The 22,693-nt window shown below is 70.4% G+C and carries 25 protein-coding genes; 4 read left to right on the top strand and 21 right to left on the bottom strand.

All coding sequences use genetic code 11. The features are described 5' to 3' along the window. The first annotated feature begins 345 nt into the window (after positions 1–345). Both QT17_RS13590 and QT17_RS02000 read left to right on the top strand, forming a co-directional pair. Entirely contained in the window at positions 346–1,611 is a 1,266-nt protein-coding gene (locus QT17_RS13590) for a hypothetical protein (protein WP_152607310.1), read from the top strand. After that, positions 1,601–3,628, top strand: a complete 2,028-nt coding sequence (locus QT17_RS02000; protein WP_039455706.1) for a phage terminase large subunit family protein — start codon at positions 1,601–1,603, stop codon at positions 3,626–3,628. Before QT17_RS13590 ends, QT17_RS02000 begins: the two co-directional genes overlap by 11 nt. Positions 3,629–3,653: 25 nt before the next feature. On the opposite strand, the gene QT17_RS01995 is transcribed toward QT17_RS02000, so the two are convergent. Genes QT17_RS01995 through QT17_RS01935 form a run of 13 tightly spaced genes read right to left on the bottom strand, consistent with a single transcriptional unit; the run spans position 3,654 to position 11,677 of the window. Further along, positions 3,654–4,007: a hypothetical protein gene (locus QT17_RS01995; RefSeq protein ID WP_039455704.1), complete on the bottom strand. Its 354-nt coding sequence runs from the start codon at positions 4,005–4,007 to the stop codon at positions 3,654–3,656. Further along, positions 4,001–4,297 carry a hypothetical protein gene (locus tag QT17_RS01990; protein ID WP_039455702.1) on the bottom strand — a complete coding sequence of 99 codons (297 nt, stop codon included), beginning with the start codon at positions 4,295–4,297 and terminating at the stop codon, positions 4,001–4,003. The genes QT17_RS01995 and QT17_RS01990 overlap by 7 nt, the downstream gene beginning before the upstream one ends. After that, positions 4,239–4,580: a hypothetical protein gene (locus QT17_RS01985; RefSeq protein ID WP_039455700.1), complete on the bottom strand. Its 342-nt coding sequence runs from the start codon at positions 4,578–4,580 to the stop codon at positions 4,239–4,241. Before QT17_RS01985 ends, QT17_RS01990 begins: the two co-directional genes overlap by 59 nt. 19 nt (positions 4,581–4,599) lie before the next feature. Further along, positions 4,600–5,256: a M23 family metallopeptidase gene (locus QT17_RS13010; protein ID WP_052155140.1), complete on the bottom strand. Its 657-nt coding sequence runs from the start codon at positions 5,254–5,256 to the stop codon at positions 4,600–4,602. A gap of 55 nt (positions 5,257–5,311) precedes the next feature. After that, positions 5,312–5,746, bottom strand: a complete 435-nt coding sequence (locus tag QT17_RS01975) for a hypothetical protein (protein WP_039455698.1) — start codon at positions 5,744–5,746, stop codon at positions 5,312–5,314. Positions 5,747–5,756: 10 nt separating this feature from the next. After that, a complete protein-coding gene (locus QT17_RS01970; protein WP_039455696.1) occupies positions 5,757–6,740 on the bottom strand; it encodes a kelch repeat-containing protein in 984 nt (327 codons plus the stop codon). Continuing rightward, positions 6,737–7,258 carry a hypothetical protein gene (locus QT17_RS01965; protein ID WP_039455694.1) on the bottom strand — a complete coding sequence of 174 codons (522 nt, stop codon included), beginning with the start codon at positions 7,256–7,258 and terminating at the stop codon, positions 6,737–6,739. Before QT17_RS01965 ends, QT17_RS01970 begins: the two co-directional genes overlap by 4 nt. Next, positions 7,251–7,634: a hypothetical protein gene (locus tag QT17_RS13795; protein ID WP_039455692.1), complete on the bottom strand. Its 384-nt coding sequence runs from the start codon at positions 7,632–7,634 to the stop codon at positions 7,251–7,253. The genes QT17_RS01965 and QT17_RS13795 overlap by 8 nt, the downstream gene beginning before the upstream one ends. A 26-nt stretch (positions 7,635–7,660) precedes the next feature. Beyond that, complete coding sequence (locus QT17_RS01955; protein ID WP_039455690.1) at positions 7,661–8,443, bottom strand: hypothetical protein; 783 nt, start codon at positions 8,441–8,443, stop codon at positions 7,661–7,663. Further along, positions 8,444–9,496 carry a baseplate J/gp47 family protein gene (locus QT17_RS01950; RefSeq protein ID WP_039455688.1) on the bottom strand — a complete coding sequence of 351 codons (1,053 nt, stop codon included), beginning with the start codon at positions 9,494–9,496 and terminating at the stop codon, positions 8,444–8,446. It lies immediately after the preceding gene. Beyond that, positions 9,493–10,116: a hypothetical protein gene (locus QT17_RS01945; protein ID WP_039455685.1), complete on the bottom strand. Its 624-nt coding sequence runs from the start codon at positions 10,114–10,116 to the stop codon at positions 9,493–9,495. The genes QT17_RS01950 and QT17_RS01945 overlap by 4 nt, the downstream gene beginning before the upstream one ends. Further along, the gene (locus tag QT17_RS14805; protein ID WP_039455683.1) at positions 10,113–11,390 is read right to left on the bottom strand and encodes a hypothetical protein; all 1,278 of its coding nucleotides are present in this window, start codon (positions 11,388–11,390) and stop codon (positions 10,113–10,115) included. The genes QT17_RS01945 and QT17_RS14805 overlap by 4 nt, the downstream gene beginning before the upstream one ends. A gap of 26 nt (positions 11,391–11,416) precedes the next feature. Continuing rightward, positions 11,417–11,677 (bottom strand): PAAR domain-containing protein, encoded by a 261-nt coding sequence (locus QT17_RS01935; protein WP_039455681.1) that lies wholly within the window; start codon positions 11,675–11,677, stop codon positions 11,417–11,419. Positions 11,678–12,035: 358 nt separating this feature from the next. Here QT17_RS01935 and QT17_RS01925 point away from each other — a divergent pair, with 358 nt between their 5' ends. Beyond that, complete coding sequence (locus QT17_RS01925; protein ID WP_039455677.1) at positions 12,036–12,665, top strand: DUF4433 domain-containing protein; 630 nt, start codon at positions 12,036–12,038, stop codon at positions 12,663–12,665. Positions 12,666–12,673: 8 nt separating this feature from the next. After that, positions 12,674–13,750: a macro domain-containing protein gene (locus QT17_RS01920; protein WP_039455675.1), complete on the top strand. Its 1,077-nt coding sequence runs from the start codon at positions 12,674–12,676 to the stop codon at positions 13,748–13,750. Here QT17_RS01920 and QT17_RS13005 read toward each other — a convergent pair. From QT17_RS13005 to QT17_RS01880, 8 genes are all read right to left on the bottom strand, one after another. Then, positions 13,747–14,721: a phage baseplate assembly protein V gene (locus tag QT17_RS13005; RefSeq protein ID WP_052155138.1), complete on the bottom strand. Its 975-nt coding sequence runs from the start codon at positions 14,719–14,721 to the stop codon at positions 13,747–13,749. The genes QT17_RS01920 and QT17_RS13005 overlap by 4 nt on opposite strands. A gap of 8 nt (positions 14,722–14,729) precedes the next feature. Beyond that, a complete protein-coding gene (locus QT17_RS14800) occupies positions 14,730–16,190 on the bottom strand; it encodes a hypothetical protein (protein WP_039455673.1) in 1,461 nt (486 codons plus the stop codon). A 328-nt stretch (positions 16,191–16,518) separates the two neighbouring features. Continuing rightward, on the bottom strand, positions 16,519–19,515 hold the full coding sequence (locus QT17_RS14795; protein WP_052155137.1) for a peptidoglycan DD-metalloendopeptidase family protein: 2,997 nt from the start codon (positions 19,513–19,515) through the stop codon (positions 16,519–16,521). A gap of 3 nt (positions 19,516–19,518) precedes the next feature. Further along, positions 19,519–19,728 carry a hypothetical protein gene (locus tag QT17_RS01900; RefSeq protein ID WP_152607308.1) on the bottom strand — a complete coding sequence of 70 codons (210 nt, stop codon included), beginning with the start codon at positions 19,726–19,728 and terminating at the stop codon, positions 19,519–19,521. Then, on the bottom strand, positions 19,685–20,203 hold the full coding sequence (locus QT17_RS01895; RefSeq protein WP_039455671.1) for a hypothetical protein: 519 nt from the start codon (positions 20,201–20,203) through the stop codon (positions 19,685–19,687). Before QT17_RS01895 ends, QT17_RS01900 begins: the two co-directional genes overlap by 44 nt. 8 nt (positions 20,204–20,211) lie before the next feature. Then, entirely contained in the window at positions 20,212–20,655 is a 444-nt protein-coding gene (locus QT17_RS01890; protein WP_039455670.1) for a hypothetical protein, read from the bottom strand. Positions 20,656–20,665: 10 nt separating this feature from the next. Then, positions 20,666–22,423: a phage tail sheath subtilisin-like domain-containing protein gene (locus tag QT17_RS01885; protein WP_039455668.1), complete on the bottom strand. Its 1,758-nt coding sequence runs from the start codon at positions 22,421–22,423 to the stop codon at positions 20,666–20,668. A gap of 10 nt (positions 22,424–22,433) precedes the next feature. Further along, positions 22,434–22,673 carry a hypothetical protein gene (locus QT17_RS01880; RefSeq protein WP_152607307.1) on the bottom strand — a complete coding sequence of 80 codons (240 nt, stop codon included), beginning with the start codon at positions 22,671–22,673 and terminating at the stop codon, positions 22,434–22,436. Positions 22,674–22,693: the final 20 nt, after the last annotated feature.

The raw sequence follows: 22,693 nt of genomic DNA, 5'->3' as shown, positions 1-22,693 counted from the left end.
TCGCCCTGCCCCGGCCCAAGGGCGCGCCAAGGCCGGGCCTGGTGCCCCACAAAAAGGTGGTCAAGCGGGGGGACACGGTGTACCAGCAGACCTACAAAAAAAGCAAAAGAAAACACCCGCCCCCGCCAGCACCGCACGCCCAAGAGCGCGCCCCAAGACCCCCCACCCCTCCTGGCCCTCCTGGAGGCCACCAAGCGGCTTAGCCCGCCTGCCCCCGAACGCCCCAAGTCTTCCGACGCCCTCGCCGGCCTTCCCATTCCCAAGGAGGCGGAGGCCGCCCTCCAAGCCTTCCCCCACTACCGCCCCCAGGCCCAGGACGTGCCGCCCCCCCACGAGGCCCGGGAGATGCTGCTGCGAGAAGCCCTAAAGCCCGGGGGCTATATCCTCCACCCCGAAGCGCCGAGTACCCACGCGCACAACCCCACGCCGCTCCTCGAGGCCTGGCGCCTCCACCTGACGCGGGGCGAACGCGCTGTCCCTGCCCTTAAGGAGGAGCTGGCCGCCCGGCTGAAGCGGCTAGCCGCCCTTTGGCCCAAGTACCAGCGGGCCAAGGACAAGCAGCGCCGGTGGGAGCTGGAAAGCCTCATCCACCTCGAGGGCTCAGAGGTGCGCCGGCTGGGGGAGCTTTTTCACCACCTTCAGGTGGTGCAATCCGCCCTTCAGGGGACCACCGCTGAGGAGCTGGCCAAGGAGCTGGACCGGCGCGTGCGGGGCAAACTGGACGAGGCCCGCCAAAACGCGGCGCAACAGGCCCAGCACCTGTGGGCGGAGGTGGCCCCGGACGCGCAGCGCCTCATAGAGCGCCTCATGGGGCCCCGCTACCTGGAGTTCGGGGGGCGGCCCAACGGGCTAATAGACGCCCTGAAGGAGCTGGCCACCCACCACCCGGGCATCTCGCGGGGCAAGAAGGAGCTGCTGCCCCGCCTAGAGCGGCTGGAGCAACAGGCGGAGAAGGTGGCGGGGGCGTGGCGCCGCCTGGAGGGCCGCTCCACCAGCCGGCCCGTGTACGAACCCCGGGTGTGGGCGGACCTCCTCGAGGGCCTGCACGAGCTGGCCTACCTGGCCAGCCCCCGGTACCTGGTGGACGAGCTGGCCGCCCGGCCCAACAAGCCCGGTTGGCTCCAGGCCTGGCTCCGGGTGGCCGCGCCCCACGTGCGGGCCCTACCCCAGACCCTGGCGGAGCGCGCCCCTGAGTTTTTGCGCCTGGGCACGGCCATCAAGGAGCTCGAGCGGGCGGTAGCAACAGCCCGTCAAGCCCCTGTGGGGGACTACGGGGCCATGACGCGGGCCCACATCCTCCTAGACCAGCTTCAGGCCAAAGGCCTGGCCAAGGCCATCCTAGGCCTCCGCGGCCACCTGGCCAAGGCGAAGGTGCGGAACATCCCCGTGAGCCGCCTGAGGTGGGTGGACCGCCCGAAGGAGCGGGAGAAGCTCCCCGCCTCCCACTTCCTGCTTCCCGGGAAGCGGAAGTTTCCGTACAAAAACAAAGACGGCAGCGTGAACTGCCGCCTCGTAAAGGCCGCCATCAGCCGGGCGGCCCAGCACGGCTATAAGAAGGTGGAGGCCGAGGCGCGGCGCCTCCACCAGCGGCACTGCCAGAATGAAGCCTGAAGCGGCCTACCGGGCCATCCTCGAGGCCCTCCGCCTCCCCCCGCCGGAGTTCGCCCCGGAGGAGCTCACGAGCCTGCTCCGCTTTGTGGAGGCCTCCGGCATCCGCCCCGAGGGCCCCGGGGGTGCCCCCTTCAGCCTGGAGGGGCGCCGCTACCTGGCTCCCCTTTACGCCGAGGACCGAGCGCGGCCCTTCCGGAGGCTCGTCATCATGAAGGCGGCCCAGATGGGCCTCACCACCCGCCTCATGTACCGGGCCGCCTGGTGGGCGGCAGACGCCCGGCGCAAGGTGGACGTGGCCCTCTACTTCCCCACGCAAGACGCCGTCTTGGACCTCCACAAAACCCGCTTCCGCCCCATGATGCGCTCCTCCGCCCGCATGATGCGCCTCATCGCGGACGTGGACGCGGTGGAGGTGGTGCGGGTGGGCGCCTCCAACATCCGCTTCCGGGGGATGCGCTCCGGGGTGAGCGTGGACTCCATTCCCGTGGACGTCCTCCTGTTTGACGAGGTGCGGCTGATGGACCTTGCCACCCTTGAGCGCGCCTTCGCGCGGGTGAGCGCCTCCCGCCTGGTGGGGCCCCACGGGGAGCGGGGCCTTATTGAGCTCAACTCCACCGCGGGCTTCCCCGGGGCGGACATTGACTACTACTTCGGGCGCTCCACCCAGAACCATTGGCACACCCGCTGCCCCAACACCCGCTGCCCCAACCACAAGGGCTTCGTCATGGCCTTCGCCTGGCCGGAGTGCGTGGACCCCGAGCGGATGGCCTACCGCTGCCCCAAGTGCGGCGCGGTCATAGAAGACCCCCAGGACGGCTTCTACGCGCCCTTGGGACCCAAAGACGCGGAGTGGGAGGGCTACGCCTTTAACCAAATCCTTTTGGGCCCAAGCCGCCTGCCCGAGCTATGGCGGGCCTACCAGCGCATGGTGGTGGAGGGCAAGAACCCCTCGGAGTTTTACAACGCCTACTTGGGCCTGCCCCACCGCGACCCCAACGCCATCCTGGTCCCCGGGGAGGTGATGGACCGGTGCCGCGGCTTGGACCCCACCCACCGCTGGCCGGCCCCCGGCCCCCACCCCGAGGGGTACTGGACGGCGATGGGCGTGGACCAGCGCGGGGTGGAAAAGCACGTGGTCATCGCCCGCTGGGGCCCCGCGGGGCGGGTGTACCTGGTCCACCTCGAGGTGGTGGAGCAAAGCGGGGAGGAGGCCGCGGCCTACCTGGCCCACCTGGCCCGGACCTGGGCGGTGGACATCGTGGTGGTGGACGCGGAGCCCTCCTACGACCTGGCGGTGAGCCTGGGCCGCCGCCTGCCCCGGGGCATGGTTTGGCTGGCGGACTACGCGCACGACCGGCCCCAGCCCCTGGAGTGGAGCGACCAGCGGGACCGGGAAGCCATCCGCAAAAGCTCCGGCGAGGCCAAGTGGGAGTTTTGGGTCTACCTAGACCGGTACAAGCACCTCCTCCAGGCCCAGATGCTCTTCGTGAACCGCCGGGTGGCCCTGCCGCTGGACTTCGAGGCCAAGGTGCAGGAGCTCCACCGCTATGGGCAGCGGGTGCCGGTGAGCGTGGGCCTCGAGTTCCGGGCGCACTTCGAGAACATCGCCCGCGCCACCATCCCCCGCCGCCGCAAGGACGAGGCGGGCCGGGTGGTGGAGGACGAGCCCCGCTACACCTGGCGGCACCTGGCCCTGGACCCCCACTTCGTGCACGCCTGGGGCTACGCCGTGGCGGGGCTCATGCGCCGGGAGGGGCGGACGGAGGTCCTCCGCCCCACAGAAGCCCGGGCGGAGCTCCCCGCCAGCCAGGCCTCCTTGCCCCAGGCGGTGCGGCCCGCCCGCCTTAGCCAGGGGGCGCCCAAGGGGGCGTGCGCCCAATGCCGCTTCTTCCGCCCCAACCCGGAAGGGGGGCTGGGGCTTTGCGAACACCCGCGGGTGGCGGAGGGCCTGGGGGTGCCCCCACCCGTGCGCACCTCCCCCCGCACCACGGGGTGCCGCCACTTCCGCGGAGCGTAGGGGGAAGGGGTATTTGGGAACCCCTCTAGCTCCCGATGCCCAAAAGCCGGGGCAGGGTGTTCAGGAGGTACCCCAAGACCAGCATGAGGATGGCCCAGAACATGTTCTGGAGCGTGTTGCTCCCCCGCCCCTCCGCGTCCAGCTTGGAGCGGATTTCCCGCACGTCCTGCTTGATTTCGCTCACGTCCTCGGGGAGGCGCTCCAGGCGCTCCAGGCGCCGCTGTACCTCGCTGGTGATGGCGTCCAGCCGGCCCAGCTCCCGGCTCAGGTGCTCCACCGAGTCCAAGCGGGTGCGGGTCTCGCGGAGGAGCACCGAGTGCTCCCGCACCTGGCCCTCCAGCGTTTCTAGGCGTTGGAATAGGCGCTCCTCGTTCACCATGTGAGGCCCACGCTCAAGGAAAACACCCCTTGGCCCAGCTGGAACGCGGCCCACCATTCCTTTCCGCTCAAGAGGAGGGCCAGGTACGGGTAGACCCGGGCCTCCCCCTCCAGGCGCGCCTCGAGGCCCGTCGCCACCCCCACCGGCCCCAGGCGCAGGAGGTCCTGCTCCGCGTAGCAGGCCGCCCGCGGGGGGTAGTCCAGCCGGCAGGCGGCCCGGCCCGAGGCCAGACTAGCGGAGCCGGCCCCGGTCAGAGCCAGCAGGGCCAGCAGGACCAGACGGGCCCGCACCGCTCCCTCCCCCGACCACCTTGCCGAGCTGCTTGACGGCCTCGTAGAGCCCGCTCGCCGAGAGGGCGGCGTAGACGCCGAACAGAACGGCCCCGCCAGGGAAGGGGTACTCGGGGGGAAGCAGGCCGGCGTAGCCGAAGAGGAGGGCCAGGACCAGGCCCAGGACCAGGTTGAGGGCGTAGGTGAGGGGCCCCTTCAGGCCCACCGTGCGCTTGACTCCCTCGGTGATGGCGGCCACCAGGGCGCCCAGGGCCGCGGGTTCGGAGAAGAGCGTCCCGTCCATGTCCCCATCCTCCCTTGGGCTAGGCGTCAGAGCGCGCGTAGAGCTTGTCCCCCACCTGGCGCAGGAGGAGGGGGCCCTGAAGGGCCTCCGCATCCCCCACGAAGAGGCGGGCTGGGGCGTAGAGGGGGCCTTGGGGGAGCAGGTTGGAGCGGTCGCCGAAGGCCAGGGCCCGCCACACCCGGGCCGGGTCCAGGTACTGGGCCCGCACCTGGGCCTCCTGGCTGGGGTACGCCTCGGGGGGGATAGGTAGGCGCGGGAAGTCCAGGTGGAGATGGGCCAGGTAGCGCCCCCCATCCCCCTTGCCGATGCTCCCCAGGTGGTCATTGGCCTCCACCCGGTCCCCCCGGGCCACGGTCAGGTGGTGCAGGTGGGCGTAGCGGGCGTAGAGGGCCTCGAGGGGCTCCCCCAGGCGCTCCGCCCAGAAGTCCTTCACCCAGGGGTCGGCCTCCACCACCACCAGGTTGCCCCAGACCCGGTAGTACCCCGCGGCCACCACCCGCCCAGGGAAGATGGCCTGGACCGGGTAGCCCAGGTCCGAGTCCCCCCCGGTGCGGAGGTTCCAGTCCTCCCCGGTGTGGGGCACGCCAAAGCGGCGCTTATAGTTCGGGTCCAAATACCCGGCGCTCACGTAGAAGGCGCCCTTGGGGCGCACGGGCCAGGCGAACACGGGTCCCATGCCCTGAGTGTGGTTGGGGGGCGGGGTCAGACCCACCCCCCTAGCCGTGGACGCCTCAGAGCATCTGCCCCGCCACCCAGGCCACGTACTCCTGGGCCAGCCTCGCCAGGGCCGCCTGCTCCGCCAAAGCCCGCACGTGGGCCCGCATGGCCGCCTCCGCGTTGGCCGCGGTGAGGGCCCCCGGGGCCAGGCCGGGGGTGTCCGGGCTGTAGGGGCTGCTCCCGTACTGGAAGATGACGCTCCCCTCGGGGGTCATGATCCAGTAGCAAGCCCCCGGCTCCGCCTCCGCCGGGGCGGGGTAGCCGTGGGGCAGGGGGCCGCCCCGCCACACCCCCGCCTGGATGGCCGCCTGGGCCTCGTTCACGTAGGCCTCGAGGTTCTTCCCCTGGAGCCAGGCGGAGGGCTTGAGCTCCGCGGGGAGGGTCAGGGGGTCTATCCCTACGTTCCGAATGGCCGCCGCCAGCACCACGCGCGCTTGGGTCTCGTTCATCCTTCCCTCCTCACGGCCAGTAGACGCGCACGGTATGCACCTCGCTGTTGACAAAGGTGCCGTTCACGTCCACCTTCCTTACGCCTCCAAAAAGGCCCACTTGCCCTTTGGGCAAACGGGCGGCAGCCATGCCGCCCAGTCCATAGCCGGGCATGGGAGCTAAGACAGACGTGGCGTTGGTGTAGGCGTTGTACGCTTCGTTAGCCTGCAAGTAGATGTCGCCCAGCGCAGGGTTGCTTCCTCCTATGACCACCGCCCCCTCGTCCGTCCCCACGGCCGCCGCCGTATAGCGGGCGGTGGGGAGGGAGGAAGGGAGCAGGTAGCTATTGGTGGCCGGGTCGTAGACGTAAATGTAGTCCACCGCGCCCACCCCTGTTATGCCGCCCCCGAACACGCCCGCCTTGTTGCCCGGTAAGGGTGCCCCTGCCGCCGGCGCGGCGTAGCTTTGGGGGAAAGGGGCCACCGCTGCCCAAGTACCCGTCTGGGGATTGTAGAGTTCCGCCGCGGTGAAAGGACCACCGGATACTCGTCCAGCGGCGGCGAAAACTCGCCCATCCTCGAGGGTGGCGAACGCCATTTCCGCCCGCGGCGTTCCCATTTCCCTTCCCGTAGTCCACGCGTTGGTTGCAGGGTCATAAACCTCCACGGGAGCGACCCCTCCATTCTTCCACCCTCCGAAGACCATCAACCGCCCGTTGGGGAGGGTGGCGGCCCCGTGGAAGTATCTGGCGGTGGGCATCCCGGCACGCAAACTCCAGGTGTTCGTCTCAGGGTCATAAACTTGATGGCCGTTGTAGTAAGCGAATCTTCCCGAGGCCAGCATCCCGCCTCCCAAAACCGCCACCTTTCCATCCGCCGTGATGGCAGCGGCAGGCCCGTAAACGGCGGTGGGCATGGCCGTGGGCTTGAAGGCCGGGTCCCCCTCCCCCGCTACGGAGGAGTACCACAGGTCCATCTTCACTTTGGGGGCGCCGAAAACCAGGCAGGGCATCATACCACCCCCATCAGGACCAGGGTGAGGCCTTGCAGGTTGGGGTCCGTGGTGGCTTGGGCCTGGACCTCGAGGACATCCCCCGCCGCCAGGCTCACCGGCCCGCTGAAGCTCACCGTGCCCGTGGTCTGCCCCGCGTTGAGGCTCAGGCTCCCCACCTGGACCCCGTTCCGCTTGACGCTGGCGGTCCAGGCGTTTTGGGGCGCCACCCGGGCGGCCAGGCGGTGGCCGCTTTGGACGATGGTGAAGGCCCTGGGCGCCACAAAGCGGAAGAAGACGCTCCCCCCGGGCACGCCGCCCTGCAGGTAGATGGCCAGGTCATACGGGACGGCGGGAGCGGAACTCTCCAAGGCGTCCACCCGGCTATCCAACGCGTCCACCCGCCCCTTGAGGATGACGTCATTGGTGATGAGAGCCTGGTGTATGGGGTCCCAGGTCTCGGGTTCCGCCGGGTCCGTGCGCTCCAGCTTGCGCACCCGGTCCACGAACGTGCCGTTAGGGTCGCCGATGAGGTCAGCCATTACCACCTCCCACGCGGAAGCGGAACGCCAGCACCCCCCCCGGGGCCAAGGCCTTGGCCCGGAAGGTGGCGTATACCAGAAGCCGGCCCCAGGCGTCCAAGAGGCCGGCCTCGCTCAAGGCCCCCGCCACCTCCTCCCCCCGCACTTCCGCCGCCACCTCCACCACCCCCCCCTCCCGGCGCACGTAGCGCACCGGCTTGCGCAGGACCTCCGCCGCCAAGGCGGTGCGGTTGGGGTCTGGGGGCATGGGGTCATCCGGCCCCCCGCGCGTGCCCCCTGTGCCCACCGCCAGGTACGCGGGCACGGGGGGCGTGGGGGCCTCCCCTGCGGCAAAGGCGGCCAGGACTTCCCGGTACGTGGTGGTGAGCACCGCCACGCTCCTATCCTCCTAGGGGCTAGGGGTCAGAGGGGGTCTTCTCCGGTGGGGACGGGGGCCAGGGTCCAGGAGCCGTCCAGCCGACGCGTCCCGTCCAAGGGCACCACCTGCTGGGAGATGACTTCCCCCACCACGCCAGGCCAGTCCGGGGTCCACTCCACGGTGGCCCGCACGGTGGGGATGTTGCCCGCGGCGCGGAAGCGGTCCACCACCGCCAGCACCGCGGACAGGTCCACCTCCGCCGCCCCCACCTCCACCAGGAAGCGGTTGGCGTGGGGCGGGTGGTAGGCCAGGCCCAAGCGCCAGGTGCCGTCCAGGTTCCACTCCCCGGTCAGAGGGCGGGGCCGGGGGTAGGACCGCCCACCCCCCAGGTCAAAGCTCCCGTCCAGGCGGCAGGCCCCGTTGAGGAGGACGGGATAGGTGGCCCCGCCTCCTAGGGCCCAGGAGCCGTCCAGTTGTCGCGTCCCGTCCAGCCAGACCAGCTCCCCGCTTCCCACCAGGGTGTAGACCCGGGCCCTGAGCCCGGGGAAGGCGGCCTCGAGGGCCCGCTCCAGCGCCTCCTCCGTGGAGCGGGGGTGGCGCACTTCGGCCAGGATGCGGAGGCGGTAGGCGTCGTCGGGCTCATCCGGCAGGCGGCGCACCCCGTACAGCGCCCCGTGCAGGTCCAAATACGGCCCATACGCCTCCTCCAAGCGCAAGAGGGCCGCGGCCCCCTCGGGGTCCGCGCCCTTTAGGGCCCGCTCCCAGGCCGTGAGGAGCGCCCCGTTCACCCCGTCCCGCTTAAACCACGGGGGCAGGAGCCAGGCCACCTAGCTCACCTCCACCACCCCGGGCACCGCCCGGCGGTTGAAGGGCACGGCAACGTCGTCCAAGGGGGTGAGGACGTCCACCTCCTCCACCTCGGGGTGGGACACGGTGAGGGCGGTGATGAGGTTTTCCCGGCTCACCTTCTCCCCCACCCGCAGGCCGTAGAGGTAGCGCCGCACCGCCCCCGCCACCGCCCCCCGGGCCGCCTCGGAGCCGCGGACCTGGGCCCGCACGTCCACGGGCACCGCCTCCACCCGGTGGACCCGCACGTACACCCCCGCGGCCCGCATCCGGTCCACCGCCGCTCCCACCGCGGCCAAAAGCCCGTCCGTGGCGGTGCCAAAGCCGTCATCCACCCAGACCTCCACCACCCCCGGGGAGAGGCACGGGCGGGCCACCGCGTCCAGGACCAACGCCTCCCGGGCCCGCTCCCCGTTGGGCCCCACCGCGGTGAGGGCGGCGGCCTCGAGGGCGTACCGGGTGGCCCGGTGCACCTGGGCGATGTAGAGGGCGAAGCGGCGCTTTTGCTCCTCCAGGGGCTCCTCGTCCTGGCCCCCGGCGGCCGGGACCGGGTTCTCCACCCCCAAGAGCCCGGGCAAGGGAAAGCGGGGGTAGCGGATGGCCCCCGCGGGGGCGTTGCCCGCTTCCCCCGGCTCCACCGCCGCCGCGGGCACGTCCACGTGGGTGGCCCCCGCGGGGATGGCGGCCTCCTCGAGGGTCTCGTACTCCGCCCCATCCGCCCGGGCCACGCGGAAGCCCTGGGGGATGGCGAGGGGCACGGGCTGGGGCGCCCCCCGGGTGAAGCGCAGGAGGGTCTGGGCCCGGGTGGCGGAGCGGGGGGTGAAGCCGAAGGCCTCGAAGACCGCCTGGGGGATGGCCTTCCGCACCGCTTGGTCAAAGCGGAAGGTGAGGTCCTCCACCTGGAAGCCCACCGCCTCGAAGAGGGTGCGGAGGACCGAGCCCGGGGTGGGGTCGGGGCGGATGCCGGAGCGGGCGTAGAAGGTGGCCATCATCTCCCACAACGCCTCGTCCAAGGTCTTGAAGGCGAAGCTCATCGCGGCACCTCCAGGCTAAGGGCGAAGGGGGTTCCAGGGGGCACGGGCTCCACCCAGGCGGTGAGGCGCACGTGCTCCCGGTCCACGAGCTCCCCGGCCAGGGTGAGGCCCGCCACCCGAGGGTCCTGGCGCAGGCAGCGCTCCGCCTCGAGGAGGATGTACCCCAGCTCCGCCTCCCCCGCCGCCTGGCCCACGTACTGCTCCATGAGGTGGCCGTAGGTCTCGGGGTGGGCGGGGAGCTCCCCCAGCCGGGTGAGGAGGCGGCGCTCCAGGGCCGCCCGCAGGTTCTCGAGCCCCTGCACCAGGGCGGGGTTCTGCCCCAAAAAGAGCAGATACCCCCCCTCCAGGGCCAAGTCGCGCCCGTAGGCCTCCGCCTCGGCGTCCAGGGCCGCAAGCCCCGCGGGGGGCTCCGCCGGGCTCCCTGGGTAGAGGAGCCGGTCCCCCGGGCCCAGGACCCGTAGCCCCTGGGCCCGGTAGGGGGTGGGGTCATCCGCCACGTAGGGCGGGTCCAGGCGGTTGAGGCGCACCAGCTCCGTCCAGCGCCGGAAGTCGCCCAGAAGCCGCTGCGCCAGGCGCCGCAGGTCGTCCCCCTGCCGGAGCTCGTACACGGAGAGCCTCACGCCACCACCCCCGGCAGGGCCTGCCTACCCCAGGCGAGCCCCACCCGGAGCCGGGTGAGGGTGGGGGCCACGGGGGTGAGGTGGGCCACGGCCACCCCCGCCAACAGCAGGCCGTAGGGCGTCCCGGGGTCCAGGCGCTCCACCAGGCGCCAAGCCCGGTCCACCAGACCCCGCGCCCGGGCGTACTGGGGCAGGCGGGCCTGGAGCATAGCGTCTAGGGCCGCGCGCAAGCGAGCGGGGTCCTCCACCGCCCCGGCCACGTCCTCCGCCAAGCGGAAGGCGGCCTGGACGAGGTCTTCCCCCTGGGCCAAGGCCGCCTCCAGGCGGGCGAGGAAGCCCTCGAGGGCCTCCCAAAACCCCTGGGCTTCCGGGGCCACCACCGCCGCCAGGGCCTGGGCGGTGGCCGCCTCCTCCTGGGCCTGGGCCACGGCTTGGGCGGTGGCCTCCTGGGCCAAGGCCTCCGCCTCCTCCTCCAAGGCGGCCATGACCCCTTGCGCCCCCTCCGGGGGCACTTCCCCCTGGATCAGGGCCTGGGCCAGGCCCGCGGCCTCCCGCGCTAGGGTCTGGGCCTCCTCCTCGGGGGCGTTGGGCCGAGGGAGGAGGGCCGCCCCCTTGGGGCTTGGCGGCGTGGGCTCCGGGGTGGCCAGGAGGGAGGCCTCGAGGGGGGCGGGCTTCCGGTAGGAGGCGGGCACCACCGAGCCCCCCAGGGCAGCCTGGAGGCGGGCCCCCACCTCATGGGGGGTTTCGGGGAAGAGGGCGGCCTGGAGGCGCTCCTCCGGCCGCGGGGGAACCTGCGCGGCCGGGCGGAGGCCTTTGAGCTCCAAGGTCCAGTAGGGGCGCGTGGGCTCCCGGGCGCTTTGCCGCACCTCCGGGAGGCCCAGGGGCACCACCACCCAATGGAGCCCCCGGTCCCAATCGTCCAGCACCATCTCCGGGAGGGGCTTCTGCTGGGCGGTGCGGCGCTTGCGCTCCTCGAAGTAGTAGAGGACGAAGCGGCGCAGGTCCAAGACCAGGCTCACGGGGTCCAGTTCCCGCCCCTGGAAGCGCTTGGGCCGGGCCCCCGGGGTGCCCTCCAGGCGGAAGCGGGGCGTGCTGGTGCCCAGGGTGTCCCCCGCCACCCCTTTGGGGATCTCGAGGACCTGCACCCGCCCCTCCTGCCCCAGGACGTAGGACTGGGCATAAATCAGGGGGAAGAGCCCATCCCGCCCCACCACGGACTCGGGGCAGGGGGCGAGCTTCCCGCTGGGCTCCACCAGGCGGAGGGCCAGGCGCATACCCTCATCCTGGCGGGGGCGCGGGGTCAGCCCCAGAACACCTTGCCCTGGGAGGGGGTGAGGGTAGCCCCGCAGGCGGCAGCGTCCCCCGCCCGGGCCGCGGGGCGGCCTCCGATGAGGACCTTGGCGCTACCCCCCGCGATGGCGGTGGTGCCGTGGCCCGGCTGGGGGCAGGCGTGGGCGTCCCCCATGCGGGCCGCGGGACGGCCCCCAACCAGGACCTTGGCGTAGCCCGTGAGCACTTGCCCCCCGTGGGAGGAGGGGTCCGTTTGGCGGACGGCCAGCACAGACCAAGCATACAAGGCCCAGGGCATCCGGTCCGGCATAATGGCATAATAGGAAAGGGTCCACGTGTCAGCCACCGACGGCTAAAGCCGTGGGCTTGCCGGTAGGGGGAGATGTTCGAGCCTATTTTCCAGCATGAGGGCCGGCTGACCGCGGCCCAGGCCTGCGGAGCCCGCTCCTTGGAGCGTGTCCCGAAGGAGGCGGGCCTCCCTCCCCCTGAGCGGGAACAGGCGCACCGTGGCCTCCAGCGCCGCCTCCTGTTCGGGGGTGGGCTGGAGGGTACACCGGGGGGCAAGGGTCTGCACGAAGAGCCCCCAAATGCCGGAAAGGAGGTGCGGGCAGTTTCCTGGGTCCAGCTTTATGAAACGAACCTACCCTGAACCAACACCCATTTACCACATCACCCACATAGACAACTTGAAGGGTATTCTCCGTATGGGCAAGCTTCTTGCCCACAACCAAAGCCCCCCTAAGCAACGAAGCATCGCCTACGCGCACATTCAGGAGCGCCGTAACCGAGCCAAAGTGCCCCAACCTCCCGGGGGCGTTCTTCACGACTACGTTCCCTTCTACTTCTGCCCCCGCTCCCCCATGCTTTACGCCATTTACTCTGGCGCCACGGAATACCAGGGAGGGCAAGAACCCATCCTGCACTTGGTTTCCTCGGCTCAAGCGGTGCACAAGGCAGGGCTACCTTTTGTGTTCACTGACCGACATGGGGTCTTGAGCCACGCCAGGTTCTTTCGTCAGCTAGAAGAGCTGGCTCAGCTGGACTGGGAAGCCATCCAAGCCTCCTACTGGGCCGATCCTCCGGAGTTGCGGGAAAAGAAGCAGGCGGAGTTTCTGGTCTACAAGGCTTTCCCGTGGGCCCTAATAGAAGAAATAGCGGTTTACAGCCAAAGGGTTGGGGAAGAGGTTCTTAAAATCCTCAAGCAGTTTCCAGAGGCACGCCGTCCCCGGGTGTGCATCCGGAAGGACTGGTATTATTAGGGTTAGGGATGATCCGCTTTGTGCAAGGCGACCTCCTCCAAGCCCCGGCAGAGGCCTTGGTCAACACGGTGAACACCGTGGGGGTCATGGGAAAGGGGGTGGCTTTGCAGTTCAAGCGCGCCTTCCCTGACAACTACGAAGCTTATGTAAAAGCTTGTGAGCGAGGCGAAGTGCAAATCGGTCGCATCTTTGTTTATGACCGCGGCCTTCTAGCCCGCCCACGCTACATTTTTAACTTCCCCACCAAAAAACACTGGCGCCACCCCTCACGGATGGCGTACGTGGAGGAGGGCCTAAAAGATTTGGTTCGGGTAATCCAAGAGCTCGGGGTACGCTCTGTGGCCCTACCCCCTCTGGGCGCAGGCAACGGGGGTCTCCCCTGGCCCGAGGTGCGCCGGCGCATTCAGGAGGCTTTGGAACCTCTAGAGGACGTAGAAATCCTGGTCTACGAGCCCCAGGCCACTGAGGTCCCTTCCATCACCCCCCTCTCGAACAAACCACGCCTCACCCCACCCCGGGCAGCCCTGCTCAAGCTCTTCGGCCTCTACAAAACCTTGGGGGAAACCTTGGGGCGCCTCGAGGCGCAAAAACTGGCCTACTTCCTACAGGAGGCAGGCCTAAATCTGCGGCTGGATTTTGCCCGCAATCAGTACGGCCCTTACGCCGAACCCCTTAACCACGTATTGGCCCGTCTCGAGGGGCACTACATCCAAGGCTACGGCGACCGGAGCAGTCCCTCCCGCATCCGCCTCCGCGCAAACGCCTTCCAGGAAGCGGTGGCCTACTTGGCCGACCACCCCGAGGCGGACGAAGCCGCAAGCCGGGCTGCGGCCTGGGTAGAAGGCTTTGAAAGCCCGTACGGCTTGGAGCTTCTAGCCACAGTACACTGGGCGGTACGCCGGGAAGGGGCTAGAACATGGCCAACCCTTCAACATATCCTGGCGGAATGGGGCCCCCGCAAAGCCAACATCCCCCAACGGGATTTGCAGGTGGCCCTGTATTACCTGCTACAGCGGGGGGCCCTCCAGCCTGAGGAATGGTCCGATACGGTTGAGCTTCCCAAAGACGCTCCCCAGCCGGCCTAGCCAATCCTGATTAAGGCCCCGTCTATGACCACCTCCCCGGTGGCGGTGAGGCGAAGGTTGCCCTGGGCGGCCAGCTCCACGCTCCCCGGGCCCATCCGGAGGACATGCCCCCCGGCGTGGGCCACCTCCACCAGGCCTGCCTGGTCGTCCAGCGCCACGCGGTGCCCGTGAGCGGTGGTGAGGCGAAGGGCGGGGTTGGGGCGGTCCTCGAGGCGCACCGCATGCCCCCCCGCCGTGCGCACCTCCACGTAGCGCGGCTGCTCCCCCCCTCCCAGGGGCGCTCCCGTAGCGGGGTCCCGGGCCTTTTCGGTGCCATCAAAAAGGCGCACCGCATGGCCCTCCGCCGTGCGCACCTCCAGGGAGCCGTCTGCGCTCAGCCACACCTCCGCCCCCGAGGCGTGCCGGAAGACCAGGTCCAAAGGAGGCTCCTGGTGGGGGGTGTAGGGCACGCGCTGGGAAGCGAAGGCCCGCGTTTTGCGCCGCGCCTTCCGCTCCGTGAGCTTGGCCCGGTAGCCGGCGTTGCTAAAGGAGCCGTCCTTGCGGGTGGTGAGCTTGAGGAAGGTGCCATCGGGCCACACGTGCTCCTCGGTGCCGTCCCCGTGGTAGATGGCGTAGCGGTCCGAGGGCAGGTGGTGCACCTCCGCGTAGGGGTCCCGCGCCCAAAGCTCCTCGGGTACCATCTGGCGCAGGTTGTCGTCCAAAGCCCCCAGCCACACCCCGGCCCGGGGGTCGTTGGCGTAAAAGGCCACCAGGCCGAAGTCCCCCACCTCGGGCATGAGGTAGTGCCCGGCGGAGGGGTGGGCTCGAGGCCGCAAAACCCGCACCCGGTACGCCCGTTGGGGGTCGTCCACGGGGGTGGCGTCCAGGAGGATGACGTCCAGGGTGCCCGCGTAGGGGGGCTGGTCCTCCGGGGTGGGGTCCGGGGCTGAGGGGTGCACCGCTATGACCTGGGCCAGGTGAATGCCGCGCATGTCTTCTCCTAGGGGTGGGGGTGCTTCTGGATGGGCCGCGTGGGGCCCGGGGCGTCCTCCTGCCGGATGACGGGCACCGGCAAGGCCGCATCCTTCAAGGGGTCATGCTCCTTCAACCCCGCCACGAACCAACCCGGGTCCCGGTAGAGGTCCTCGGGCAGGCCGCGGCTCACCTTCAGGGTGGTGGTGCGGGCCCCCGCGGGGCTGAAGGCGTGCCGCACCTCCTCCACGTAGTAGAGGAAAACCGAGGTGGCGTCCCCCAAGCGGTTTTCCACCCGTACCCGCTCCCCGGGGCGGATGTGGGGGGAAAGCCGCAGGGTGAGCTCCGCCCCGGCGTACTCGTCCATGCGGTTGCGCTGCCCCGCCAGCCGCCAGTTAAGCCGGCGGAAAAACTCCGGGGCCGCCTCCTTGGGCGCGTTCGCCCCCCAAAGCCACGTGGCCCAGGTGAGGGGGCGGTAGCCGTAGCGGCGCCAGGAGTCCAGGTTGATGATGGCCGGCGCATAGGTCATCACAAAGGTCTCGTCCAGGGGGAGGGCTCGAGGGTAGACGAAGAAGACGTTGGCCACCTCGCCATCGTCCCAGTCCGCGGTGTGGTCCTGGGCCGGCTCGCTCATGGAGTCCTCCGGGGTGAGGTCGTGGAGGGGGAGGCGGGGCCAGTCCCCCAGGCTGGCCCCGCCCCCGGGTAGGCCGTGGGGGAAGGGGGCCGGGCGCACCACCACCACCGCCCGGGCCCGGTCGGGGCCGAAGGCCTTGCCCAAGCGCTTCTGGCCCCGCAGGAGCCTGAGGCGGTCCTCCGGCAGGATGGCGGTGTAGACCTCGTGCAGGGGGCGCTCGCCAAAGGCTTCCAAAAAGCCCCACAAGGTTCCCTCGTAGTTGGCGAAGATGAGGTCAAAGAGGCCTTCCCCGTCCAGGGTTTCTATGGCGTAGCCCAGGAGGTCCTTCAGGGAGCCGTAGGGCCGGGCCACCTGGGCCACCTCGAGGGCCACTTGGTCCAGGTACGTGGCCAGGGCCTGGTCCAGGCGCACCATCCCCTTCAGCCCCGTGAGGGCCAGACCTTTGAAGAGGCCGTGGAGCGCCCCATAGGCCAGGTAGTAGTTCACCGAGTCGCTCAGCAAAAAGCCCGCCAGGCTGGAGCCAGCCAAGACCGCCACCGCGGTGTACCGCCCCTCCGCCAGGGCCTGGCGCTGGCCGATGGAGCGGATAACCCCCAGCATCACCGTGTGGTACTCCCCCAAGCCCCAGGGGCCCGTTTGCCCGTCCCAGTTCAGAAGCCCCACCTCCACCAGGTCTCCGGTGCGCGCGAGGCCGGTGATGGGCTTGCCCTGGACCCGGAGGGGCAGGGTGAGGCTGAAGCTCCCCACCCCGCTTATGGGGTGCCGGTCGCTATAGGCCAGCACGTGGTCCGAAAGGTCCAAGGGGCCGCCATCGGTGTGCACCACCACGCGGATATGGGACTCGGAAGCCCGCACATCCTTTAGGATGAGGGCCCATGAGGGTCATAGGGGCAAACCGCTTTCTCGCTCAACTCACAATGGCTTAAGATTGCAGCAATATGCTAACCCAAGTTGCTACCTATCCCCTGGATCTGAAAAAATAGTGGCCGCTATGCTTTCCCGTCTCATATATGACCTCCTTAAAAGCGGTCAATCCCTTCAAGGGTATTTATTTGGCGGTGCGGGCTTGGTAGCTATTGTGCTCGCTTTCTTACGCAACCGCTATACCGATCGGGAATCTTCGCCCAAGGAAAAGGAGCCCCCCAATGATCCCTAAACTGCCCATAAAGGTTCTAAGGCTTGGCTACCGGAAGCTCCCCCGGCGAGCGCCTTCGTTGTAGGGGCTGCGGGTCTCCTGCCCGTGCCGCCCCATCTCCTCCTGGACCACCTGCTCAATCCGCTTGCCCACCCGAGCCCCCACCTCAGGGGGCAGGCCGTGGACGTTCACCGTAAGCGTGCCCCCCACCTGGATGCTGCCCGTGGCGGGCTTCTCCTCCTTGGGAGGCGGGGGCGCGGTGAGGCGGGCCAGGGTCTCCCAAAAGGCCTCCTGGTCGGTGATGGCCTTGCCGCCCCGGCGAAGCTCCAGGTGGAGGTGGGCGCCCTTGGCCGCCCCCGTTTCCCCCTCGAGGCCAATCAGGTTCCCAGGGCGCACCGTTTGCCCCGGCTTTACCCGCACCTCTTGCAGGTGAGCCATGAGGACCTCGTGCTCCCCCGCCCTCAGGACCACGTAGTTGCCGTAGCCCCCGGGGTCGTACCCCACCCGGGCCACCTGCCCAGCGAAGGGGGAGCGCACGGGGTCCCCGGGCCCGATGGCGCCGATGCGGAGGTCCACGCCCTGGTGCACCGGGGGAAGCCTGGGGTACTGCTCCCGCAGCGAACGCGCGTAGGGCACCCCCACGCCCAGGGTGATTTGCTGGACATTCAGGCCCCGTAGGACCTGGTTGACCGCGGCGTCCCGGCGGGCCCGGGCCTCGAGACCCTCCACGCTCACGGGGCCCTGGGGCGGTGAGGGCGGTGGGGGCGTTTGGGGGCGGGGGGTAAAGGCCCGGGCTACCCCTTCCGCGAAGTCCACCAGGCCCCCCAGCCAAGGCACCCGCTTCAGGGCGGCGATGGCTGGGCCGAGCACGGGAAGCCCCTCCAGGGGCCCGGGCTCCACCCCCGTGGCCTGCCGGGACCCCTGGAGGAGGGGACCAAACACGGGGTCCTGGGCGATGCCGCCCGCCAGGGCGGCCAGGGTGTTGGAGGCCTCCGCCGCGGAGCGGGCCAGCTCCCGCAGGCCCACGTCCAGGTCCTGCTGGGCCGCGGCCAAGGACTTGAGGCGGCTTATCTCCTCCTCCAGGTACTCCCGCCGGTAGCCCGCCTCGGCCAGCTGCCGGGCCACGCCCCCCGTGGCCACGTCCTCCGGGCGGGCTTCCAGGTAGCGCCTGAGCTCCGCGGGCTGGGCCTGCTGGAGGAAGGCGAAGAGGCTCCCGTAGCGCCCCCGGATGGCGGCGAGCTGCTCGAAGCTCAGTCCCAGGTACTCCGTGGCCAGGAGGTACTCCAGGTCAGGGCGGCCCTGGAAGGCCGCCCCAAGCCCCGCCCCCAGGCGGCGGAGCACCTCGGGGTTGAAGCCCCGGGCCTCCTCCAGCAGAAAGCGCCCGGCCAGGAGGGGGGCGGTCCGCCGCAGGGCCTCGTACTCCCGCGCCTCCGCCCCGGTGAGGCCCAGCTCCCGGGCCGCCGGGAGGCCGATGGCCCGCAGGGTGAGGACCTCGAGGCCCGGCACCCCGGTGCGGGTGAGCCCCTCCACCAGGTTCCCCAGGGCCCGGGCCCCGGCCTCTCCCATGAGGGCCCGGTTTTGCGTCTCGTTCAGGCGGTCCACGAGGGCGGCGTACGCGGCCAGGGTGCGCTCGCTGCCGGTGATGCCTTGGGCCAGGAGGGCCTGGAGGTGGCGCTCCATGCTCTGGAGGGTCTCCGCCGTGCTCACCCCTTCCCGGGTGCCCTCCCGCACCGCGCGGAAGAGGATGCCCGCCAGGCCCTCCGCCTGGCCCGGCAGGACCACCCCCGCCTGGACCCCGGTGCGGAGGAGCCCCGCCACCCGGTCTTCGTCCACCCCCAGGTAGCGGGCCAGGCGAAGCCCGCTCAGGACGTCCTGGAAGAGGCCCTCCACCCGCTCCGCTTGGGTGCGGCCCGCCTCGGGGGCGATGAGGCCGTAGGCCGCGGCGAACCGCCCCGCGTCCCGCGCGGTGTAGAAGAGGGCCTCCAGCTCGGCCCGGGTGGCGAAGGGCCGGCCCCGGGCCACGTCCAGGAAGCCGACCCAGGTGGGGTAGTCCAGGCCCAGGGCGCGGTTGAGCTCCAGGAAGGCCATCGCCTCCTGCCGCCCTTCCCGGGCCATGCCCCCCGCCACCTCCACCGCGCCCACCGCGGCCCCCGCCCCCAGGGCCAGCCAGCCCCAGGGGCCCAGGAAGCGGCTAAGCCGGGCCGCCAAACTCCCCAGGGTCCCGGCTCCCCCCAGGGCCCGGCCCAGGGCCATCTCCCCCACCTCCTCGAGGGCCCCCCGGGCGTCCACCCCCCGCCCTTGGGCCTGGGCCTCTTGCGCCTTTTTGGCCTCCTCCAGGGTAGCCTTGTGCCCCTTCAGGGCCTCCTCTAGGCGGCGAAGCTCCTCGGTGTTGCCCTCGAGGGCCCGCACCTGCTCCAAATAGGCCTCCGCCCCCGCCAGGCCCCGCTCCGCCTGAACCAGCCGCCCCGAGGCGATCTGCGCCGCCAAGGTGGGGAGCATGGCCTCCACCCGGCGCCGCAAGTGCTCCGCCTGCGGGTTCTCCTCGTCCTCCTCCACCCTGGCCTGGGCCCGGCGGGCCAAGAGGAGCTCAGCCCCCAGGCGGCGGATGAGGTGTTCCGGCTCCCCCGCCTGGGCCGCCCGGTAGAGGGCCTGCCCCGCCCGGTCCAGCTCCCCCGCCTCGAGGGCCCGCCGGGCCACGTCCACGTAAAGCTCCCCCTGCCGAGGGGTGAGGGCTTCCAGCTCCAGCCGCTCCACCACCTGGGAAGGAGGGACCTTTTCCTCCACCCGGGGAGGAGGCTCCGCTAACCGCTGAACCGCCGGGGGGCGTTCCTCCAGGAGGCTTGCCGCCTCCTCCACCCGGGGAGGAGGCTCCGCTAACCGCTGAACCGCTTGGGGAAAGCGTTCTCCTAAGCGGTTTGCCGCCTCCTCCACCGCCTCCGCCAGGGCCCGGAACTCCTCCCGCAGCCCCTCGGTGGCGGCCTGGGCCTCTTCCGCCCCCTCCACCTGGAAGGAGCTCCGGATGCGGATGCTGACTTCCTGGTCCACGGCCTACCCCCTTCGGTAGGGGAACGTTCCCCGGGGGCCCCCATACCCCTCGCCCCCGGGAAGGGCGGCCTCCCAGGCCTCCTCCGCCTCCAGCTCCTGGGCGAAGCGGTCTTCCTCCCGCTTCACCACCAGGGGGTCTTGGCGCCCTTGGTAGAGGGCGTGGAGGCGGTTAAGGGCCTGCGCCTCCAGGTTCGTCATCCGCCACGGGTCCATCCCCCCCACCAGGGCCACCGCCGCGTACCACAGCCTGAGCCGGGTCAGGTTCCGCGGCTCCAGCAGGACGGCCTCGAAACGCTTCCCGCCACCGCAGGAAGGCGTCATACACCTCAAGGACCTTCTCCTCGTCCCCGTCCCCGATGAGCCCGGGGGCCAAAAGCGGCTTCCCGTCCGTCCCCCGGGTGTACCAGCCTTCCGGGGCGTTCTTGATGACGTACTCCAGGGTGGCGATGGCCTCGGCGTAGAGGCGGGCCCGTAAGGGGAGGGCCTCGAGGCGCACCGGGGTCGCCCTCCCCCCCGAGGCGATCTCCTGGGCCCGGGAGCCGATCAGGACCTCCTCAAAGGCGGTGGGGTAGCGGAAGGTGATGGGCCCGTTGAGCTTGGGGTTTTTGGCCCCCTGGACCACGTGATGCGGCCCCTCGGGGGCCAGGGCGCCGGGCATGTACTGGGCGGGCTCAGGCGGCTTATACATCTACCCCCCTAGGCCCGGCCCACGGGGGAGCCGCCCCCAGAGCCCTTCTGCTGCACCGCCAAGGCCATGAACTGCACGTTGTGGGCCACCCGCTGGTTGGCGCTCACGTTCACCGTCTGCCCCACGGGCTCCACCCCCAAGGCAATCCAGTAGGTGCCCGTGTCCCGGTCCAAAAACTCGATGGTCATGGCCGGGACCTCCCCCAGCTTCTGGGGGAACTTGTGGAAGACGGCGTGCCCGCCCTGCCGCAGCACAAAGGTCTGGGCGGTGATGCGGTAGGCCCGGCGGTTGTGGTTAATCTCCACCGGGTCAATGCTCCCCACCTCGTAGACGTAATCGGCCCCGGAGTCCACGGAAACCTGGACGTTCTGGAGCCGCCCGATGGCCACGCCATTGGCCTTGAGCACGGCGTGATTCGCGTGGAAGACCGTCTGCTCACGGATGGTCGCCATGCCTCACCTCCTACGCGCTCCGCACGATGCGGGTGGGGGTCAGGAAGGCGGTGAGGGTGATGTAGGCCACCTCCCCCACGGGGTGGGCCTCGAACTCCACCGCCACCAGCTCCACGCCGTCAAAGACCGCGGTGATGTTCTTGTAGGCGGGCTCGGGCTCCCCATCCGGCCCGGTGCCCGTGGTCAGGACGCCCTCGGGGTTGCGCCCGCCCCGCACCTCCTCCGCCAGGGCCGTCTCCACCGCGTTCAGGATGGACTCCACCGTGGTGGCGTCCCCCACCTCGCCCACGAAGCGCTTGGTGTAGAGGCGAAGCTTGCGGGTGAGGTAGTCCCGGATGCTCACCCCCTGGAGCTTGCGGCGCATGGGGTTGGCGTCCTTGCGCCAGGTGGTGAGGCCCTGGACCACCAAAAAGGCCCCGCTTTCCGGGTCCTGGGCGATGGGGACCACCCCCTCCTTGAGGAAGTCCTCGAGGTCGGTCTGGGTGTAGCGGTGGGTGAGCCCCTGGGCGTAGACGGATTTGTTGGTGAGGGGCACCTCGGGACGCACCCCGCACCACATGCCCGCCAGCATGGCCGCCACGTGGTTCGGGCTCAGGTCGTCTATCCGCCCCGTGCGGAGGTTGCGCCGGCGGATGGGCGTGCCCACCACCACCGCCCGTTCGCTTTGGAGCTCCCGGGCCAGGTCCAAGGCAGCTTGCTTTTGCGCCTGGGCGTTGGCCGCCAGGGCCGGTCCCCCGAAGAAGAGGCGCTCGCGCCGTTGCTTGGGGTGGCTCATGTACTCGCAATGGGCCGCGGCCATCGCCTGGACCGCGGGGTCGGTGGAGCCCACCACCACCGCCTGCACGTCCTCCCCCTCCAGGGCCGCCAGGGCCTGCTCGTAGTCCCCTAGGCTCACGGGAGGGCCCTCGTGGCCGCCGCTGAAGTAGAGCCAGCCCCGCCCGGTGGCGCTATCGGTCCCCCCGGTGGCCGCGGCGTCCACCAAACTGGAGCCCGCCAGCCATTGGAGCTGGGCGGAAAGCCCCAGGTTGAGCACCGCCTTGCCATCGGCAAAGGTGAGGGCGCCGTTGGGGAAGCCCCCGGGGTCAAAGAGGTGGTGGCGGTGGAGCACCGTGCCCCCCCAAACGGAGGTGCCGTTTAGGAAGTCCGCCAGCTCCTGGATGGTCTTGATGCCCATCCCTCCGATGCGGATGTCGTGGTTCTCGTAGGGGGCCCCGCCCGTGAGCACCAGGTGCTTTTGGCCCTCGCTGTCCGTGGTGATTTGCGCCGTGGGGGTGCCGCTCCCGTAGTAGCGGAGCTCGAGGGCCGGCCCCAAGGGGGGACTCTGCTCCAGGACCCCGGCCTGGGGGTCCTCCACCCACAGGAGGTGGTAGCCCTCGGGGTGGAGCTCCCGCTTAGCCCGGAAGCCATTGCCGTAGAGCCCAGCGTACTCCGGCTTGGCCGTGAGCCGGAGGTTCCCCAGGTCCAGGCTCGCTGGGACCGCGGCGTTCACCCGGTAGAAGAGGATTTCCCCCGCCCCGGGGACCTCCCGGGAGGGGTCCAGGGCCAGGTCCACCAGCTCGAGGCCCACCCCGCCCTTCAGCTTCTTCGCCGCCTCGGTGCCGGAAGTGATGCGGGTGAAGCCCTTGGGCACGCCGCCCAGCGCGGGGGCGATGACCGCCAGGCGCTTGAAGAGGGGTGGCCTTTGCAAGTTGAAGGCCTCCACCTTGGTCCGGGCGTAGGCGCCCGGCAGAATAATCTGCCTGCCCTCAAAGTAAATGCCCAGCTGCATCCTTCACCTCCTAGTGCCGCACCACCTCGGCCATCATGCGGGTGTAGCGGCTCATCCACTCCTCCGCCGTGGCCCGGTCCGAGCGGTAGCGGAGCTGCATGGCCCGCAGGGCGATGGGGCTCAGGCCCGCTTCCCTGGCCCACTCCTCCAGGGGCATCACCCGGGGCGCGGGCTCAGGGGCGGGGAGGACCTCTTCCCCCTCCGCCGGAGAAGGGGGAACCACTTCCGTTTCCGTCTGGCGCTTCTTCATGTCCTTCATCCTGCCTGGGG

It is taken from the genome of Thermus sp. 2.9 (genome assembly GCF_000794385.1).
GTDB lineage: Bacteria > Deinococcota > Deinococci > Deinococcales > Thermaceae > Thermus > Thermus thalpophilus.
The sequence above is the reverse complement of the archived record's forward strand: the minus strand, read 5'-3'. Positions and strand labels throughout refer to the sequence as shown.